At 60.0% G+C, this 16,441-nt stretch carries 18 protein-coding genes and 1 pseudogene; 8 read left to right on the forward strand and 11 right to left on the reverse strand.

Features of this window, described 5'->3' with window-relative positions:
- The first annotated feature begins 52 nt into the window (after positions 1 to 52).
- From M5B43_RS25850 to M5B43_RS25865, 4 genes are read left to right on the forward strand one after another with little or no spacing between them, the layout of a single operon-like run.
- Complete coding sequence (locus M5B43_RS25850) at positions 53 to 1,210, forward strand: radical SAM protein (protein ID WP_248752722.1); 1,158 nt, start codon at positions 53 to 55, stop codon at positions 1,208 to 1,210.
- Complete coding sequence (locus tag M5B43_RS25855) at positions 1,207 to 2,571, forward strand: ATP-grasp domain-containing protein (protein ID WP_248752723.1); 1,365 nt, start codon at positions 1,207 to 1,209, stop codon at positions 2,569 to 2,571. The genes M5B43_RS25850 and M5B43_RS25855 overlap by 4 nt, the downstream gene beginning before the upstream one ends.
- 4 nt (positions 2,572 to 2,575) lie before the next feature.
- Complete coding sequence (locus M5B43_RS25860) at positions 2,576 to 3,301, forward strand: 2OG-Fe dioxygenase family protein (RefSeq protein WP_248752724.1); 726 nt, start codon at positions 2,576 to 2,578, stop codon at positions 3,299 to 3,301.
- Entirely contained in the window at positions 3,298 to 4,530 is a 1,233-nt protein-coding gene (locus tag M5B43_RS25865; RefSeq protein WP_248752725.1) for an MFS transporter, read from the forward strand. Before M5B43_RS25860 ends, M5B43_RS25865 begins: the two co-directional genes overlap by 4 nt.
- On the opposite strand, the gene M5B43_RS25870 is transcribed toward M5B43_RS25865, so the two are convergent.
- The 4 genes from M5B43_RS25870 to soxR all read right to left on the reverse strand — a co-directional run bounded on the left by M5B43_RS25870 (position 4,511) and on the right by soxR (position 7,688).
- The gene (locus M5B43_RS25870; protein WP_248752726.1) at positions 4,511 to 5,425 is read right to left on the reverse strand and encodes a LysR substrate-binding domain-containing protein; all 915 of its coding nucleotides are present in this window, start codon (positions 5,423 to 5,425) and stop codon (positions 4,511 to 4,513) included. The two genes, M5B43_RS25865 and M5B43_RS25870, sit on opposite strands and share 20 nt — an antisense overlap.
- Before the next feature lie 82 nt (positions 5,426 to 5,507).
- Entirely contained in the window at positions 5,508 to 6,383 is an 876-nt protein-coding gene (locus tag M5B43_RS25875) for an alpha/beta hydrolase (RefSeq protein ID WP_248752727.1), read from the reverse strand.
- 188 nt (positions 6,384 to 6,571) lie between these two features.
- The gene (locus M5B43_RS25880) at positions 6,572 to 7,033 is read right to left on the reverse strand and encodes a VOC family protein (RefSeq protein WP_248752728.1); all 462 of its coding nucleotides are present in this window, start codon (positions 7,031 to 7,033) and stop codon (positions 6,572 to 6,574) included.
- A 205-nt stretch (positions 7,034 to 7,238) separates the two neighbouring features.
- On the reverse strand, positions 7,239 to 7,688 hold the full coding sequence (soxR, locus tag M5B43_RS25885) for a redox-sensitive transcriptional activator SoxR (RefSeq protein WP_248752729.1): 450 nt from the start codon (positions 7,686 to 7,688) through the stop codon (positions 7,239 to 7,241).
- Between the two features lie 100 nt (positions 7,689 to 7,788).
- On the opposite strand from soxR, the gene M5B43_RS25890 reads away from it, so the two are divergent.
- Complete coding sequence (locus M5B43_RS25890; RefSeq protein ID WP_248752730.1) at positions 7,789 to 8,154, forward strand: antibiotic biosynthesis monooxygenase; 366 nt, start codon at positions 7,789 to 7,791, stop codon at positions 8,152 to 8,154.
- Here the strand turns inward: M5B43_RS25890 and M5B43_RS25895 are convergent.
- Together M5B43_RS25895 and M5B43_RS25900 are read right to left on the reverse strand one after the other, a co-directional pair.
- Complete coding sequence (locus M5B43_RS25895) at positions 8,143 to 9,246, reverse strand: sigma-54 dependent transcriptional regulator (protein WP_248752731.1); 1,104 nt, start codon at positions 9,244 to 9,246, stop codon at positions 8,143 to 8,145. The two genes, M5B43_RS25890 and M5B43_RS25895, sit on opposite strands and share 12 nt — an antisense overlap.
- A gap of 11 nt (positions 9,247 to 9,257) precedes the next feature.
- Positions 9,258 to 9,640, reverse strand: a pseudogene (locus M5B43_RS25900) (hypothetical protein); the annotation flags it as partial.
- A 183-nt stretch (positions 9,641 to 9,823) separates the two neighbouring features.
- On the opposite strand from M5B43_RS25900, the gene M5B43_RS25905 reads away from it, so the two are divergent.
- The 3 genes from M5B43_RS25905 (at position 9,824) to M5B43_RS25915 (ending at position 13,345) form a co-directional block, all read left to right on the forward strand.
- Positions 9,824 to 10,093: a hypothetical protein gene (locus tag M5B43_RS25905; protein WP_248752732.1), complete on the forward strand. Its 270-nt coding sequence runs from the start codon at positions 9,824 to 9,826 to the stop codon at positions 10,091 to 10,093.
- A gap of 233 nt (positions 10,094 to 10,326) precedes the next feature.
- Positions 10,327 to 11,487 carry an aminotransferase class V-fold PLP-dependent enzyme gene (locus tag M5B43_RS25910; RefSeq protein WP_248752733.1) on the forward strand — a complete coding sequence of 387 codons (1,161 nt, stop codon included), beginning with the start codon at positions 10,327 to 10,329 and terminating at the stop codon, positions 11,485 to 11,487.
- A gap of 49 nt (positions 11,488 to 11,536) precedes the next feature.
- The gene (locus M5B43_RS25915; RefSeq protein WP_248752734.1) at positions 11,537 to 13,345 is read left to right on the forward strand and encodes an aminopeptidase P family protein; all 1,809 of its coding nucleotides are present in this window, start codon (positions 11,537 to 11,539) and stop codon (positions 13,343 to 13,345) included.
- Positions 13,346 to 13,355: 10 nt separating this feature from the next.
- Here the strand turns inward: M5B43_RS25915 and M5B43_RS25920 are convergent, their stop codons facing one another.
- The 5 genes from M5B43_RS25920 to M5B43_RS25940 all read right to left on the reverse strand — a co-directional run.
- A complete protein-coding gene (locus tag M5B43_RS25920; protein WP_248752735.1) occupies positions 13,356 to 13,982 on the reverse strand; it encodes a 2-hydroxychromene-2-carboxylate isomerase in 627 nt (208 codons plus the stop codon).
- Between the two features lie 32 nt (positions 13,983 to 14,014).
- On the reverse strand, positions 14,015 to 14,746 hold the full coding sequence (locus M5B43_RS25925) for an SDR family oxidoreductase (protein ID WP_248752736.1): 732 nt from the start codon (positions 14,744 to 14,746) through the stop codon (positions 14,015 to 14,017).
- Between the two features lie 112 nt (positions 14,747 to 14,858).
- Positions 14,859 to 15,140 (reverse strand): hypothetical protein, encoded by a 282-nt coding sequence (locus M5B43_RS25930; protein WP_248752737.1) that lies wholly within the window; start codon positions 15,138 to 15,140, stop codon positions 14,859 to 14,861.
- 165 nt (positions 15,141 to 15,305) lie between these two features.
- On the reverse strand, positions 15,306 to 16,193 hold the full coding sequence (rhtA, locus tag M5B43_RS25935; protein WP_248752738.1) for a threonine/homoserine exporter RhtA: 888 nt from the start codon (positions 16,191 to 16,193) through the stop codon (positions 15,306 to 15,308).
- Positions 16,190 to 16,441 (reverse strand): hypothetical protein (locus M5B43_RS25940; protein WP_248752739.1); only part of this gene is annotated, 252 nt, incomplete at its 5' end. The genes rhtA and M5B43_RS25940, both read right to left, overlap by 4 nt.

Genomic DNA, 16,441 nt, shown 5'->3' on the forward strand with positions numbered 1-16,441 from the left:
AGTCGGTTGTCATCGTTGCGGCTATCTATGCCTTAACAGAGAATTCAAACTCATGTCGATTTTTGATCAAGCGACTTATCGTTCCGTACAGTGGCAAGACTGGCGCTGGCAGCAGAAGCATGCCCTGCGGGATGAGCCTGCACTGCGCGCCGCCTGCGGAGGCTGGGGCGAAGAAACCACGGCGCATATCGAACACAACTTGCAAGGCCGCAAGATGCAGATCACGCCGTACTACATCGATCTGATCAAGCGTTCACTCACCAGCGGCCAGGTCATGGACCACCCACTGTGGCGCCAGGTGGTGCCGTACTGGAGCGAGCAGATACAGGGCGATTACGACGGGACCTCCGAAAATTGGGAGCTCACCCATGAGATGAAAACGCCGATCTGCCAGCACAAGTACGACAACCGCGTGATTCTGCGCATGACCAACACCTGCAATGCCTATTGCCAGTTTTGCTTCGAGGCGCTGCGGACCTTGCAGGTGGGCACCGAGAAAGCCAACGCCAGCACCGACTCCTTCAAGGCGTCGGTTGAGTACATCCGCGATAACCCGGCGATCGAAGAGGTGATTCTCAGTGGTGGCGACCCGCTGATGTTGGCCGACCGCAAGCTAGAAGAGAACCTGGCGGCGTTGCGTTCAATCCGTGACGACCTGCTGATTCGTATCCATTCGCGTGCCCTGAGCTTTAACCCGTTTCGCGTCACCGATGAGTTGGTGGCTATGCTGGAGAAGTACAACGTTAATGCATTTGGGGTGCATGTTTGCCACCCGCTTGAACTCAGTGCTGATTTCGCCGTGGCGGTTAAACGTATTCAGGCCGTCGTGCCGATTGTGTTTGCCAATATGCCGTTGTTGCGCGGCATCAATGACGACGAAGCGACGTTGCATACACTCTTTATTGATCTTTATCGCTTGGGTGTGAAGCCGTATTACTTGTACCACTTCATGCCGTTTTCTCCCGGTGCATCGGAGTATAAGGCGTCGATCAGCCAGGCCATCGCAATCATGGATCGCCTCAAGCGGCGAGTGTCGAACATTGCCATGCCCGAATATGTTTTGCCGCATGCACAAGGCAAGTTCACCGTGCCATTGTTAGATGTCGAAAAGCTTGAAGACTTACCGCATTTTGAAGTGCGCGATGGGCAACGCCATTACCGTTTCCGTAACTGGCAAGGCCAGTGGTGCAGTTGGCAGGATGGGCTATGAAACCAGAGGCGATTCTTTTTATTGATGTCGATGACAGCGCTGCGGTTCGCTATAGCTACCGTGAGCCGCATTTCGCTGCGGCCCGGGCCAACGGCTTAAGCTGTTTGACGGCAGGTGTGGCGGGGCGCAAGCACTTGCAACGGCTTCGCGACGACAGTGATGAAGTGTTCCTGCTCGATACGCTCAGTGAAGACGCGATCCTGAACGTGGTCGGCCAGTTGGACGGGCGCTATCACGTTCGCGGAATTTTCTGCCAGGCCGGTCATCCGTCTGCACTCGGGGAAGTGGGCTGTATGGTGGCGCGGGCCTGTCAACGGTTGGGGCTGGTGTATAGCCGCCCTGAGGCCATTGCCGCGTGCAATAACAAGTTCCTGATGCGTCGAGTGCTGCAAGGGCAGGGGCTGCGTTCCGTACCGTTCGCGTTGTGCAATAACGAACAGGAACTCCAGGCAGGCGCAGAGCGGGTCGGTTATCCGTTGATCGCCAAGCCGCCTTTTGGCGGTGCTTCGGCGTTTATCAAGAAGTGCTCCGACTGGGCGCAACTGCGCCAACACTATGCGCAGTTCGTGAGCGGGCATGGCGCAGCGGCGTATGCGGATTTCTACGGTTGCGTGCACAGCCTGCCGGAAGCCGATGGGCAACGGCATGACTACATTCCCGGGCGCAGTATCTTGCTGGAGGGCTATATCCCGGGCGTTGAAGGCAGTGTGGAATGTGTGATTGCCGGCGAGCGTATCCATGCGCTGGTGATTAACGAAAAACTGCTGCTGACCGAGCGCAGCGGCACGGTCCTTGAGAACCTGCTGATCTCCCCGCCGACGTCCTTCACCCAGGCCGAGTGCGAGCAGATCCGCCAGTACGCGGTGGCGTGCCTGCGCGCGGTCGGCCTGACCAACGCCGTGGTGCATTTCGAGTTCCGGATGACGGACGAAGGGCCTGTGGTGATTGAGATCAACCCGCGCGTGGGCGGGCTGTATGTCAACGCGGCGTTCCGTGACCTGGCCGGTCTCAATCCTTATCAGGTGTATCTGGCGTTGCTGCTGGGCGAGCCAGGCATCGATGCGCAGCTGGAGGCTGGCGCACGCAGGGTGGCCGAGGCCGGGCAACATTACGCGATGTTGGCGATCTATCCGCAGCACAGCGGCCACTACCGGGGGATTGAAGGCGTGCAGTGCCTGGATCGCAACCCCTCGGTGCTGGAGTATGCCCAACTGGCCCCCGGTCACTTCATTGATGCGGATATCGAGGAGCACTATTTGCTCAAGTGCTGGGCCAAAGTCGACGATGCCGCCCACGCCCGGGCCTTGCATGATGAGATCCAGCAAGACCTGCACATCCTCATCAGCCCGGTTGCAGGATAGCGTGATGGACATCCCACAGATTTCGGCGCATTTGCGCGAGCATCACTACTGCCATCGCCCGGACTTTCGCGAGCTGATCGGGCTTGAGCCCGGTGAGGAAGAAGGCTTTTGCGCGTACTGGGAAAACCTGGTGCGCGATGAGGCATTCAAGGCGTATACGCACCGCGAGCGGCGTATCCTGCGCTATCGTTTATTGCCGTCACGGCAGTTGCAGATCGACAGGAACACCGCGTTTGAGTCGCCGGTGACCTATGCCGTGAATTATCGCCAGGGCGTGAATCATTTGAGCTATTGCGAGGAAGGCTTCATCGCGCATCCACTCATGCACAAACTGCTGGCCGCCGACCTTGCGGTGATTGGCCCGCACCTGGGCGAACACACGTACACGATCGACATCCACCAGTTTCGGGTGCGGGCGGATGCGCAGTCGAGCAGCCCGACCACTTCGGGGATTCACCAGGATGGCTTGGATTGGGTGTTCATGCACTTTATTGGCGAGCGCAATACGGTGCCGGTGGTATCAGAAGTATTTACCGGTGACACGGAGCAAAGTCGGGTGTTGAATCTGCCAATGGAGCACTTTCTCGAAACCATCGTGATCAACGATCGTGGGCTCTACCATCGGGCCGGCGATGTGCGGCCGCGAGCCGCTTCAGCGCCGGCCTGGCGCGACATGCTGCTGGTGAGCCTGCGCAGCGTGCCCACCGACGCAGAGGCGCAGCCCGCATGAACCACGATCAGCCGTTGGCCCTGTCGACCCGAAACGCCCGCTTGATCATCTTTGCCCGAGGCGTTTCGGACTTTGGCGCATTCCTCAACGTGGTGGCGTTATCCACCTATGTCTACTGGCTCAGCCAAAGCGTGGTGTTTGTCAGTGTCTTCCTGGCGTGCCGCGTCACTGGCGGCATTATCGCCAGCCTGTTTAGCATTCCGTTCTTTCGGCGCTTCGCCGGGCGTGGCACGTTAGCGGGGCTGGACCTTGCCCGGGCGTTGCTGCTGGCGCCGCTGCTGGTGCTGCTACCGGCGCATCAGCTCAGTCTGCTGCCCTTTATCGCCTTTGGCATCGGCTTGTGCAATTCGCTGTTTGCCATTGGCCTCAACAGCCAGTTGCCCACGTGGGTCGCGCTTGAGCAGCGGGTGAACACCAACGCATGGATCACGTCGGCGGCCGCCACTGGTGCGGTCTTCGGCAGTTTGCTGTCCGGGCTGCTGATCGCCACGGGAGGATTCGAGGCGGTGTTTGCCGTGAACATCGGCACCTATGTGGTGGCGGCTTGCCTGGTCTTGCCGTTGCGCGCGTTGTACTCAGTCGCCGTGGCCGCGCATCGCGGGCTCTCGGCCGAATGGAAGGAACTGACGAAGGGCTTGCGCGGCGCGCCGGTGCTGGCCGCCATGTTGTTGATCAGCATGCTCGACACCCTTGGCAGCGCTGCGCATAACGTCGGCTGGCCGGTGCTGTCGCAGTACATTTCCCCGGACACCGCCAAAACGGTCATGGGCTATCTGCTGGCGGTCTGGGCCTGTGGCAAGTTCGTCGGTGCGCGTATCGCCAGTGCGGTGTTGAAGGGCCGTGGTACGCAAGGCATGGAGCGTCTGTTCATGCTGGGCGTGGGGTTGATGTCCAGCGGCTTTATCCTGACCTTCCAACAAACCGAATTGTGGCTGGCGCTGCTGCTGGTGGTGTGGGCAGGGCTGGGAGACGGGCTGTCTGAGGTGGCCTTGATCTCGCGTGCGCAAAGCGAGCCCGATAGCCTGCGCCTGCCGCTGTTCAGTCTATTGACCTTGATCCAGATGGCCGGCTTCGGTGTAGGGATGTTGGTGGTCGGGCCGTTCTACCTGACGTGGACACCGGCCCAAGTGATCGTGTTGTTCCATGGATTGCCGCTGACGGCCCTGGCAGTGATGGCGGTCTGGCTGGGGCGCAATGCCCAGCGCGCAGTCAGATCGACAACCCTTTGAAATGTTCCTGCAAAAACTCCACACAGGCCCGCAGCCTCCCGGAGTAAGCCAGCCGTGTGGGGTATACCGCCCACACGTTGGCGCTCTGGGTGTAGGCATGCAGCACCTGCACCAGCCGGCCTTGTTCCAGCAGCGGCTTTACATCCCACATCGAGCGCAATAATACGCCGCGCCCATCCAGTGCCCATTGCAACGCGATTTCGCCATTGTTCGATGACAGCGGCCCGCGCACGCGCACGCTTTCCAGGGTGCCATCACGCTCCAGGTTCCAGAGCCCAAACGCGTTATCGCGCTCCTTGATCACCAAACAATCGTGCTGCTCCAGGTCGCTCAACTGCTGCGGCGTGCCCCGGCGCTGCAGGTATGCCGGTGCGGCGCAGAGCACGCGACGATTACTCACCAGGTGCCGGCCGATGTGCTGGCCGGGGATGTCATCGCCCACGCGAACCTCCAGGTCGAAACCTTCGCTGACGATGTCCACCACGCGGTCGAACAGGTCCAGGCGGATGTCCAGGTCCGGATACTGCTGGGCCAGCAATGACAGGGCCGGTGCCACATGGTTGCGGCCAAAGCCAAAGCTGCTGCACACCTGCAGGTGCCCACGAGGGCTGTCGTGGGCCTCGGACAGTTCATCGCAGAGTTGTTGGACATCTTCGAGGATACGCACGGCCCAGCGTTGTACCCGTTCACCGTCTTCGGTCAGGGCGATACGGCGGCTGGTGCGGTGCAGCAAGCGGGTGGCGAGGGTGGTTTCGAGGATCTGGATACGCTTGCTGACATACGCCGGGGACAGGCCCAGCTCATCGGCGGCCGCGGCAAAGCCGGCCTTGCGGATCACGGTCAGGAACACTCGCAGGTCTTCGGGTAGGGGCACGGTCGCTTTCTTGTGATTCATCAGAAACAGGCGTGGCGGCATGAGCCGCCAGAATAGCACCGGATGGGCACGCCACCAGGCTCGCCCGATCCGGTTGGTTGACTCAGCGCAGGAACGTCAGCACCTCGTCCAGCAGCCGCTGCGGTGCTTCTTCGGCGATGTAGTGGCCGGCCGGCAGGGCCTTGCCACGGACATCGGTGGCGACGTTCTGCCATGCCTTGAGTGGCTCGAAACAGCGGCCGACGGTACCTTCGGCGCCCCACAGCACCAGCAACGGCTGGTTCAGGTGATGGCCTGCATTGATGTCGGCCTGGTCGTGCTCAAGGTCGATACTGGCGGCCGCACGGTAGTCCTCGCAGATACCGGTGGCGGTGCCCGGCAGTTTCAGGCAACGCAGGTATTCGGCGAAGGCTGCGTCGGTGAACGGCGTGAGCCCGGCGCTGCGGCTGCCCATCACACTGCGCAGGTACAGCTCGGGGTTGCTCTCGATCAGGGCTTCCGGCAGCGGCGCCGGACGAATCAGGAAGAACCAATGCCAGTAGGCGCGAGCGAAGGCTTCGTCAGTCTGGGCGTACATCGACAGGGTAGGGGCGATATCCAGCAGCACCAGGCGTTGCACGGCCTTGGGATGGTCCAGTGCCAGGCGATGGGCCGCGCGGGCGCCGCGATCATGGGCCAGTACCGAAAACGTGTCGAAGCCCAGGGCCTTCATCAGTTCGACGTTGTCGCGGGCCATTTCACGCTTCGAGTAGTGACCGTGATGGGCGCTGGCCGCAGGCTTGCTGCTGTCGCCATAACCGCGCAGGTCGGCTGCGACCACGGTGAAGTGCTCGGCCAGCTGTTCGGCGACTTTGTGCCAGATGACGTGGGTTTGCGGGTGCCCGTGCAGCAGGAGCAGGCCCGGGCCCGTACCGCCCTTGCGGTAGCTGATGTCCACGCCGTTGACGTGACGCTGGTCTTTTTGGAATCCGGCGAACATGGAAGGGCTCCTTGTGATGATTGCCTGCATCCTGGAATCACGCGGCGCTCGGGGCAAGGGTGAAAGCGTGTAGGGGCTGTTCATGAAGTGTGTAGGACGGCTGATGCATTACCCCTTCATTCAATCAAGATCAAATGCGGGAGGGGGCAAGGCCCCTCCCGCATGAGGCCTGCATTGCCTCTGGGGTCTTAGCCTTGCTTGAACATTTCCTCGGCGCGCTGGCGAATCTGCGCATCGGTCAGGTTCTCTTTGCGCGTGGCCAGGAACCACATATGGCCGAAGGGATCTTTCAGGGTGCAGGAGCGGTCGCCGTAGAACTGGTCCTTGGGCTCCGAGATCACCGTGGCACCGGCGTCGACGGCTTGTTTGAACTGCTTGTCGACATCCACGACATATACGTGCAGGCAAACGCTGGTGGGCTCTTTCCCCGGGCTGCCGAATTCCATCTGGCCGCAGGGCGAGGCCATCATCAGCGGCGAATCACCGATGCGCAGCTCGGCATGGCCGATGTTGCCATCGGGCATTTGCATGCGCATGACTTCGATGGCGTCGAAGGCTTTCTTGTAGAACTCGATGGCTTCAGCCGCCTTGGCGATACCCAGGTAGGGCGTGATGCTGTGGTAACCCTCGGGAATAGGTTTAACGCTCATATCGTGCTCCTCAGGTGGTGGTCATGGAGAGGTACGGCCTTTTCACTATAGGCCACGTATCGCGTGGCCTGCGGGCAGCCGACGAGGTGTTCAACCAGGCAACAGCGAACGAGCAGGCGGCTGCGGGTTAGTCGCCTATGGCCACCTCTGCTGTGCCCAAACCGGCGGTTTCAGGACTCTGCGACGGTGGGAGGGGGCTTGCCGATCAGGGTGATGGGGTGGGCTCTAGAAGCTGCGCCCCCGGCCCACGTTCAGCGAGCTGGTCACCCTGGTTACGCAGCGGGCAAGCCTCCAGCGACAGGCACCCGCAGCCGATACAGCCACTGAGCTTGTCGCGCAGCAGCGTCAATTTGTTGATGCGCTCGTCCAGGTCCTCACGCCACAACGCGGATAAACGTTCCCAGTCTTGAGCGTTGGGCGTGCGGCCATCGGGCAAGGTCTGCAACGCTTCACCAATGGTCGCCAGTGCAATGCCCAGGCGCTGGGCGATCTTGATCACCACCACCCGCCGTAACACATCCCGCGGATAGCGGCGTTGATTGCCGGCATTACGGTTGCTCTTGATCAGCCCTTTGGACTCGTAAAAATGCAGGGCGGTAACCGCTACGCCGCTGCGGGCTGCAAGTTGACCGACGCTGAGTTCTTTATTGAGCATGAAAAACTCCGAAACAGTGCTTGACCTTGACCTAAGTGGAGGTTTTACCCTGCGTGGCATTGAATCGCAAGATTCGGCCTACAGAGAAAGGGGAGTGCTCATGCAGGTATCAGAGAAAAATCGCAGCTTCACTCAACTGATCGAATTTCAAATCGAACCCCATCAGCAGTCGGCCCTGGTGGCCGCCTTGAGCACCCAAAGCGAGCGCCTGGCGCAAGGTCATGTCGGCTTTTTGAGTGCCAGTGTGCAGGTCAGCGACGATGGGCGGCGGGTGCTCAACTACCTGCAATGGCAATCCCGCGAAGAGGGGGAGGCGGCATTCAAGCGCATTGAGCAGGGCGACGAAGATTTCTGGACATTGATTCGTGTACACCGGGCCACGGCCGTGACCTTCGGCTCGTTCCAGGTGCTGCGCAGCTTTGAGCGCAGCCATGACAACGCCTTGCACTGCCGCCTAAATGGATAGATGCAGCATCCGTTCGCCTTGCACGTTTTCGCCAGGCCGACGTTTGTTCACCGCTAATTCGCCGATCTTGATCAGGCGCGTGCGCGTGACGTTACGGCTCAGGCCCAGCAGGTTGGCGGTGTGCACCTGGTTGTAGTGGCTGAAGCGGTAAGCGGCGCGTAGCAGTGCGTCTTCGACTTTTTCATGCAGGGCGCCGGCCTGTTCCTCGAACAGCTTTTGAAACGCTCGCGCAAGCAGGGCTTCGGCGCTCTTGTCGGTGCCATGCGGGCTGTCATCCTGGCGCTCGATGCGCATGTTCGACAGGCGCAGGTCGTCGCGCTGGATCACACCGTTGCGGCAGATCAGCAGGGTGTGGTGGATCACGTTTTCCAACTCGCGGATATTGCCCGGCCAGGTGTAGCTCTTGAGCTTATGTTCAGCTTCGCGGCTGATGGTGATCGGGCCGTAGCCCAGGCGCTGGCTGTAGGCTTCGATAAAGTGCCAGGTCAGCGGCAGGATATCGCCGGGGCGCTCACGCAGGGGGCTGAGCTCCAGGCTGACCACGTCGAGACGGTAGTAGAGATCTTCGCGGAAATGCCCGGCGTTGATGGCCTTTTCCAGTTGTACGTTGGTGGCGGCCAATACCCGCACATCAATAGGACGGCTCTTGCGCGAACCCAGGCGCACCACTTCACGTTCCTGTAGCACCCGCAGCAGTTTGACCTGGATCGCCATCGGTAAATCACCGATTTCGTCCAGGAACAAGGTGCCGCCATCGGCCTCCTCGAACCAGCCGGCCTTGGCGCTGAGGGCGCCGGTGAACGCGCCTTTTTCGTGACCGAACAGTTCGGCTTCCACCAGCGATTCGGAGAATGCCCCGCAGTTCACCGCCACGAACGGCCGGTTGCGCCGCGCGCTGAGGGTGTGGATATGCCGGGCTACCAGTTCTTTGCCGGTGCCGGTCTCACCAATGATCAACACGCTGGCTTCGCTGGGTGCCACTTGTTGGATATGGTCGAGCAGCGCCTGGGATTTCGGGTCTTCGAAGACCTGGGCCGTGGCGCGGATCGAGGTGGCGAGGGCGGGCGAGGGCGGTAGGGTTAAAAGCTGCATGGGCACCTCTGTCAGGAATAGAAGGTTGGAATCGGCAGGGACTGGTTCAAGGCCAAGTCGCCTAGCTCGTGGAGCTTGTAGTCCACCGGGTCGTGCAGGGTTGCGTGCGCAGGTTGCGCCAGTGGCGGTCCAGGCGTAGCGATGCGTGGGTGGCGCGTGCGCCGGTGACTTCAAACAGGCGGCTGCACAGGTCCAGCCCTTGACGGGTGGCGGCCACCCAGGCTTTGGCTGGCAGTACATCGTTGGCAATCATTTCGCCGAACGGGCCCGTGAGGTGGGTGACGCCGCGCCCGGCCATGCGGCGCTGGCCCTCGGAGTCAAAGCGCGAAAAGGACTGTTGCGCGGCGGCGATGGTGTCGTCGCTGATGTGTTCCATGGCGCCATTTATAGAACGCTATGGTTATTCCGTAAATGAACTTGTTTCCATATTTATAGATCGTAAATGAATATAAATGGTCCGCTATTGGAGGGGGCACAACGGTTGATAGCGACTATCACGGGTGATGATTTTTCACCGTGAGGGGGCGGGAGTAGCCTGTGTTCATTGACTTTAAACCTACTTCGCAGGGCCGCCGCCATGAACCGTTTCTTCGCTATTTGTGTATTGCTCGTCACCTCTGTCCTTGCCGGTTGTGCGACTCAACCTTCGCCGGAGTTGCGTCCTTACACCGCAGAAGAGACCAAGCAATTGGCCCTGGAGGCGTTGAGCCGTCGAGGGTTGTCGTTTGACGAATATCAACAGCAGCGCGCCGCACTGTTGGGCCAGCCACAGAAATCCTTCGGCTTTGACCGCCAGGGTGAAATGAACGCCGTGCGCAGTATGGCCCTGCAGGGTCGTCCCAGTTGAGCCGGCGCCCAGCGGCAAAAAGCCCGAGGTTTCCCGTGTGGAACCTCGGGCTTTTTGTTTGCCATGGGACTCCTTGAGCCTGTTAAGCTGAATTTCAGGAGCGTTCCTACGCACATTTAAATAAAGTTGTTCTTCTTTAATGGCATTCGATCGGTTAAACCTGACGACCTCTGTTCCGCTCGATGCCCCTGAGACACTGCTCTTGGGAACACGCTCTGCGAGTTTTTAACGTCATGAATAAACGTCCGTTGTATTTCGATTACGCCGCCACCACGCCGGTGGATGAGCGGGTCATCCAGGTGATGGTCGAGTGTCTGGGCTTCAATGCCAATTTCGGTAACCCTGCCTCCAGTTCCCACGCGTTCGGCCAGGCGGCCCGCAAGACGGTTGAGCAGGCACGCCGCCAGGTCGCCGAATTGGTCGGCGCCGAGCCTGAGCAGATCGTCTGGACCTCCGGCGCTACAGAGTCCAACAACCTAGCGATCAAAGGGGTGGCCCAGGCGCGTGGCGTGGCGGGTGGGCATATCATCACCAGCCAGATTGAACACAAGGCCACACTGGACACCGCGCGGCAACTGCAGGAGGCCGGAGTGGCCGTGACTTACCTGGTGCCGGATGCCGACGGGTTGATCAGTGTCGAGGCCGTCAGCGAAGCATTGCGTGAGGACACCTTCCTGGTGTCACTGATGCTGGTCAATAACGAACTGGGCACCCTCAACGACATTCCAGCCATCGGCGCGCGGGTACGTGAGCAGGGTGCGCTGTTCCATGTGGACGCTGCGCAAGGGGCCGGTAAGGTCGCTATCGACTTGGCGCAGTGGCCGGTGGACCTGATGTCGTTCTCCGCCCACAAACTGTATGGCCCCAAGGGCATTGGCGCGTTGTACGTCGGGCCTCGCGCGCGGCAGAAAGTGCTGGCGCAGATTCATGGCGGTGGCCACGAGGGTGGTTTGCGCTCCGGCACCCTGGCGACCCATCAGATTGCAGGCATGGGCATGGCGTTCGCCTTGGCGGCGGCGTCGTTCGCTGATGAGAAGGGCATTATCGTGGCCCTGCGTCAGCGTCTGCTCGATCAGTTGGCGTCGATTGCCGGCTTGCGCCTCAATGGCAGCCCGACCCAGCGTATTCCCCATACCCTCAGCCTTACCTTCAGCGAAGGCGAGTTCAATGCCGCCGCTCTGGGCGCGGGTATTGCCTTTTCGGCGACGTCAGCGTGCAATTCGGCCAGCAATACACCGTCCCACGTGCTTCTGGCGTTGGGGCACGATGCTCGTACTGCTGGCCGCACCATTCGTCTGAGCCTGGGCCGGTTTACCACCGAGCAGGATATCGACGAAGCCGTGCAATTGATCAAGGCGTCACTGGCTAGCGCGCCGGCGTTCTGGGCCGTCTGATCTATCGTTCGAAGCACATAACAATTATTAGTGGTTAGCAGGAGACACAATGAGTACGCAGCCTTTGACCCATGGAACGGTTCCCCAGCGCCTGGCGCATACCCGTGAGCTGATGCGCCGTGAGGGCATCCATGCCCTGCTGGTGCCCTCGGCTGATCCGCACTTGTCCGAGTACTTGCCGGGTTACTGGCAAGGACGCCAATGGCTGTCTGGGTTTCATGGCTCTGTAGGGACGTTGATCGTCACTGCGGACTTTGCCGGTGTCTGGGCCGATAGCCGTTATTGGGAGCAGGCGACCAAGGAGCTCAAGGGCAGCGGTATCGAATTGGTGAAGCTGCAACCGGGCCAACCCGGGCCGCTGGAGTGGTTGGCCGAGCAAACACCGGAAGGTGGCGTGGTGGCAGTGGACGGCGCGGTGATGGCCGTGGCTTCGGCGCGGACCCTGGGGAGCAAACTGGCGGAGCGCGGCGCGAGCTTGCGTACTGACATCGACCTGCTCAATGAAGTCTGGCAAGACCGCCCGACGTTGCCCAACCAGCCGATCTACCAGCATCTACCGCCGCAAGCCACCGTTAGCCGTGGCGAGAAGCTCGCCGCCCTGCGCGCCAGCTTGAAAGACAAGGGCGCCGACTGGCATTTCATCGCGACGCTGGATGACATCGCCTGGCTGTTCAACCTGCGTGGCGGTGATGTGTCGTTCAACCCGGTGTTTGTGTCCTTTGCCCTGGTGAGTCAGCAGCAAGCAACATTGTTTGTGGCATTGGGCAAGGTCGATGCCGAACTGCGGGCTGTGTTGGAAAAAGACGGTGTGACGTTGCGCGACTACAACGAAGTGGCCGATGCGCTGCGTGCAGTACCGTCGGGTGCGAGCTTGCAGGTGGATCCTGCACGAGTAACGGCTGGCTTGCTGGAAAATCTCGACACCGGCGTCAAGCTGGTTGAGGGGCTGAACCCGACCACCCTCGCCAAGTCCCGCAAGAGCCTGGCAGATGCGGAGCATATTCGGCAGGCCATGGAGCAGGATGGCGCGGCGTTGTGCGAATTTTTCGCCTGGCTGGAGCGTGCCCTGGGGCGTGAGCGCATTACCGAACTGACGATCGATGAGCGCCTGACCGTAGCACGTACCCGTCGTCCTGGCTACGTGTCGCTGAGTTTCAACACCATTGCTGCATTCAACGCCAACGGCGCAATGCCGCATTACCATGCCACGCCAGAAGAGCACGCGCTGATTGAAGGTGACGGCTTGCTGCTGATTGACTCGGGCGGCCAGTACCTGGGCGGTACCACGGATATCACGCGGATGGTACCGATCGGTACGCCGAGTGAAGAGCAGAAGCGCGATTGCACGCGGGTGCTCAAGGGGGTGATTGCCCTGTCTCGTGCGCACTTCCCCAAGGGCATTCTGTCACCGCTGCTGGACGCCATTGCCCGTGCGCCGATCTGGGCGGAAGGCGTGGACTACGGTCACGGCACTGGGCATGGCGTAGGTTATTTTCTCAATGTGCATGAAGGTCCGCAGGTGATTGCCTATCAAGCCGCGACTGCACCACAAACGGCGATGCAGCCGGGCATGATTACTTCGATTGAGCCGGGTACTTATCGCCCAGGTCGCTGGGGGGTGCGTATTGAGAACCTGGTCCTGAACCGCGAAGCGGGCAAGACTGAGTTTGGCGAGTTCCTCAAGTTTGAAACCCTGACCTTGTGTCCGATCGACACGCGCTGCCTGATGCCTTCGTTACTGACGGCTGACGAGCGCGAGTGGTTCAACGCTTACCACGCAGAGGTGCGTGAACGCTTGAGCCCGTTGCTCAGTGGCGAGGCGCTTGAGTGGTTGCAGGTGCGTACCGCCGCGATTTGATCGATCGCGGTCAAGGCGCCCGGGGGAGGGCGCCTGTCAGAGGGGGGTAGCTGAGGGCTTCGCGCACAAATTCCAGACGGTCCTGACCAAAGAACAACTGGTTTCCTACAAAAAAGCTGGGTGCGCCGAACACTCCGCGTTTGATGGCCTGTTCGGTTTTGTCCTTGAGGGCGTTTTTTACGGCTTCGTCAGTGGACAGGTCCAGGACCTGCTCCGCATCGAACCCCTGCTCGGCGAGCACCGTGGCCACGACGGTGGGGTCTTCCAGGTGGTGGCCGTCGACCCAGAGCGCGCGGAACAGGCAGTCGATGAAGTCGAGGAAGCGTTCAGGCTGGTGTATCTGAATGCCGGTAATTGCGCGCATCAGCACCAGGGTGTTGATGGGGAAGTGCGGGTTGAATCTGAGCGGTACGTTGTAGCGTTTGGCGTAACGCGCCAGGTCGTCAAGCATATAGCGACCTTTGGCAGGGACCGTAATCGGCGAGGCATTGCCGGTGGCCTTGAATACGCCGCCCAGCAGCATCGGTTGATATACCAGATGCGCGCCGGTTTCGGCGCAGAGTCCCGGTAGCTGGGTGTAAGCCAAGTAAGTGGCGGGGCTGCCGAGGTCAAAGAAGAATTCCAGGGTTTTACTCATGGTCGATGCTCACTGCTTTGATAGGGGCGTGATTACCAGGGTTCATTCCAGGGGCGCAGGTCCAGTTCGAACGTCCAGGCGTCCCGTGGCTGGCTATGCAGGTACCAGTAGTTCTCGGCGATGTGATCAGGGTTAAGAATGCCGTCCTGATCCTTGAGGGCATATTTTTGCGGGAAATTGTCGCGAATGAAGTCGGTATCGATAGCACCGTCGATCACCACGTGGGCGACGTGGATGTTCATCGGGCCTAACTCTCGCGCCATGCTCTGTGCAAGGGCCCGGATGCCGTGTTTGGCGCCGGCGAAGGCGGCAAAACCGGCGCCACCGCGCAAGCCGGCGGTAGCGCCGGTGAACAGGAGGGTGCCGCGCTTGCGAGTGGCCATGCGTTTGGCAACTTCACGTGCGTTCAGGAAGCCGGAGAAGCAGGCCATTTCCCAGATCTTGAAGTACTTGCGTGCGGTTTCTTCCAGAATGCTGCAGGGGACGTTGGCGCCGATGTTGAAGACGAAAGCTTCAATGGGGCCCAGCTCGGTTTCAATGTGCTCGACCAGTGCGATAACGTCTTCTTCTTTGCGCGCATCGCAGGCAAAGCCATGGGCTTCGCCGCCGGCGGACTGGATGCTGTCCACCAGGGGCTGCAATTTGTCGGCGCTTCTGCGGGTGACACAGGCGATATAACCTTCGCGGGCAAAGCGCTGGGCAATGGCGCCGCCAGTGGCATCACCGGCACCCACTACCAATACGACTTTCTTGTTGTGCGTCATGGGAACTCCGTTGGCTCGATGATCGAACAGGAGTCTAGTCGCAGTGTCGGGAATGACCGGGCGCGGGGCCGGAAATTTATACGAGCAGTCAGGGGAGGACTGCTCGGAAGGGTTATTTGCAGATAACGATCATGCTACGGCTGGTGTAGCCGGCAGGGTTGAGTCCGAAGGGGTAGTCCCCAGGCTCCTCGGAGTTGTCGCCGGATTTGGCAATAATCCGGTAGCCTTTGGCGCCGCATGAATTGCTTGCACTGGTGTAGCACTGGTCCCAGGAGGAGGACAGGCCCGAACAGTTGATATGCAGCCCTTTTTTGCCCCGTTTCACTTCTGTCTTGGTGGTTGCGGCACAGCCAGCCATGCCCACAACCAGTAACAGTATCAAAATTCGTTTCATTCCTATCCTTAATCGCCGCTTCGCAAAAGACCTGAAGCCGGCTTTACTCGCTCTCGAGCGTAGCGTTCATGCTATCCGTGTCGAAATTCTCCATGAATGATCTTCGTTTGCGGTCTAAACATGGCCTAAATAAGCAGTAAATGCCAGAGCTACCTTCATAGTGGATCAGTCGGCGGGTACCAGGGGTTTGGATTCGTTGCGCATCGTCAGCGTGGCGCCTATGGAGGCCAGAATAATACAAGTGATAGCCAGCCATTGTGCGAGGGAAAGGTGCTCGTGCAGGAAGAACAGGCCGGAAAGAGCGCCGAACGCGGGTTCGATACTCATCAATGTGCCGAAAGTACGAGCGGGGAGGCGGGTCAGTGCGACCATCTCCAAGGTATAGGGCAAGGCCGTGGACAGAATAGCGACGCCGATGGCGATGGGAATCAGCCCGGGCGTCAGCAGTGCAGCACCGGCATGCACGATACCAATCGGCGCCACGAACAGGGCGGCGATCATCACGCCGAGTGCGGCGGTTTGCACACCGTTGTCATTTCCGGCCTTTTGCCCAAAGAGGATGTAAAGGGCCCAGCAAACACCTGCACCCAGCGCATAAGTCGCCCCGATCACGTCAATACCGCTGCTGGCCTCACCCATCGGGATCAATAAGAGCAGGCCGATGATCGCGAGCGCAATCCACAGGAAGTCGACGGCCCGCCGCGACGCATAGAGGGCTACGGCGAGCGGGCCTGTGAATTCGAGCGCAACCGCGATGCCCAGAGGGACGCTGCGCAGCGACATGTAGAAGAGGAAGTTCATACCGCCCAGCGCCATTCCATAGACGATGACCGTGCGCAGCGACTTGGCCGTCAGCTTGGCGCGCCATGGGCGTAATAGAAGCAGCATGATCACACTGGCGAAAATCAAACGCAGGGTGGTGGTACCTTGCGCGCCGACAATAGGAAACATGCTCTTGGCCAGCGATGCGCCAGATTGGATTGAAGCCATGGCGATCAGCAGCAGGCCAACAGGAAACAACGCCGAGGCCAGGCTGCGGGGTGAAGTGCTCATTGCAGGTGTTCTTCCGAGGTCGTAGTAGATAAGCAGACGCCGCTATGATGCTTAACTGTTAGGTAATGGGCAATATAGTGCTCAGCACTCGCTGAATGCCTCTCTATATAGAGGCATTTTGGGAATTTCAGGCTTATTGATAGAAAATCCAAATTAAGAGTTGACGGCAGATTCTGGAAGCCTATAATTCGCCCCACTTCCGGCGCAGTCGAAACGGAAAACTCCTTGGTAAACAAAGAGTTATGCGG

Source organism: Pseudomonas sp. MWU15-20650 (assembly GCF_023242475.1).
GTDB lineage: Bacteria > Pseudomonadota > Gammaproteobacteria > Pseudomonadales > Pseudomonadaceae > Aquipseudomonas.

Coding starts and splice junctions, on each gene's coding strand:
- M5B43_RS25850 (WP_248752722.1), top strand. CDS start 53: ATGTCGATTTTTGATCAAGCGACTTATCGTTCCGTACAGTGGCAAGAC.
- M5B43_RS25910 (WP_248752733.1), top strand. CDS start 10,327: ATGAATAAACGTCCGTTGTATTTCGATTACGCCGCCACCACGCCGGTG.
- M5B43_RS25915 (WP_248752734.1), top strand. CDS start 11,537: ATGAGTACGCAGCCTTTGACCCATGGAACGGTTCCCCAGCGCCTGGCG.
- M5B43_RS25920 (WP_248752735.1), bottom strand. CDS start 13,982: ATGAGTAAAACCCTGGAATTCTTCTTTGACCTCGGCAGCCCCGCCACT.
- M5B43_RS25870 (WP_248752726.1), bottom strand. CDS start 5,425: ATGAATCACAAGAAAGCGACCGTGCCCCTACCCGAAGACCTGCGAGTG.
- soxR (WP_248752729.1), bottom strand. CDS start 7,688: ATGCTCAATAAAGAACTCAGCGTCGGTCAACTTGCAGCCCGCAGCGGC.
- M5B43_RS25865 (WP_248752725.1), top strand. CDS start 3,298: ATGAACCACGATCAGCCGTTGGCCCTGTCGACCCGAAACGCCCGCTTG.
- M5B43_RS25860 (WP_248752724.1), top strand. CDS start 2,576: ATGGACATCCCACAGATTTCGGCGCATTTGCGCGAGCATCACTACTGC.
- M5B43_RS25890 (WP_248752730.1), top strand. CDS start 7,789: ATGCAGGTATCAGAGAAAAATCGCAGCTTCACTCAACTGATCGAATTT.
- M5B43_RS25875 (WP_248752727.1), bottom strand. CDS start 6,383: ATGTTCGCCGGATTCCAAAAAGACCAGCGTCACGTCAACGGCGTGGAC.
- M5B43_RS25905 (WP_248752732.1), top strand. CDS start 9,824: ATGAACCGTTTCTTCGCTATTTGTGTATTGCTCGTCACCTCTGTCCTT.
- M5B43_RS25930 (WP_248752737.1), bottom strand. CDS start 15,140: ATGAAACGAATTTTGATACTGTTACTGGTTGTGGGCATGGCTGGCTGT.
- M5B43_RS25880 (WP_248752728.1), bottom strand. CDS start 7,033: ATGAGCGTTAAACCTATTCCCGAGGGTTACCACAGCATCACGCCCTAC.
- rhtA (WP_248752738.1), bottom strand. CDS start 16,193: ATGAGCACTTCACCCCGCAGCCTGGCCTCGGCGTTGTTTCCTGTTGGC.
- M5B43_RS25925 (WP_248752736.1), bottom strand. CDS start 14,746: ATGACGCACAACAAGAAAGTCGTATTGGTAGTGGGTGCCGGTGATGCC.
- M5B43_RS25855 (WP_248752723.1), top strand. CDS start 1,207: ATGAAACCAGAGGCGATTCTTTTTATTGATGTCGATGACAGCGCTGCG.
- M5B43_RS25895 (WP_248752731.1), bottom strand. CDS start 9,246: ATGCAGCTTTTAACCCTACCGCCCTCGCCCGCCCTCGCCACCTCGATC.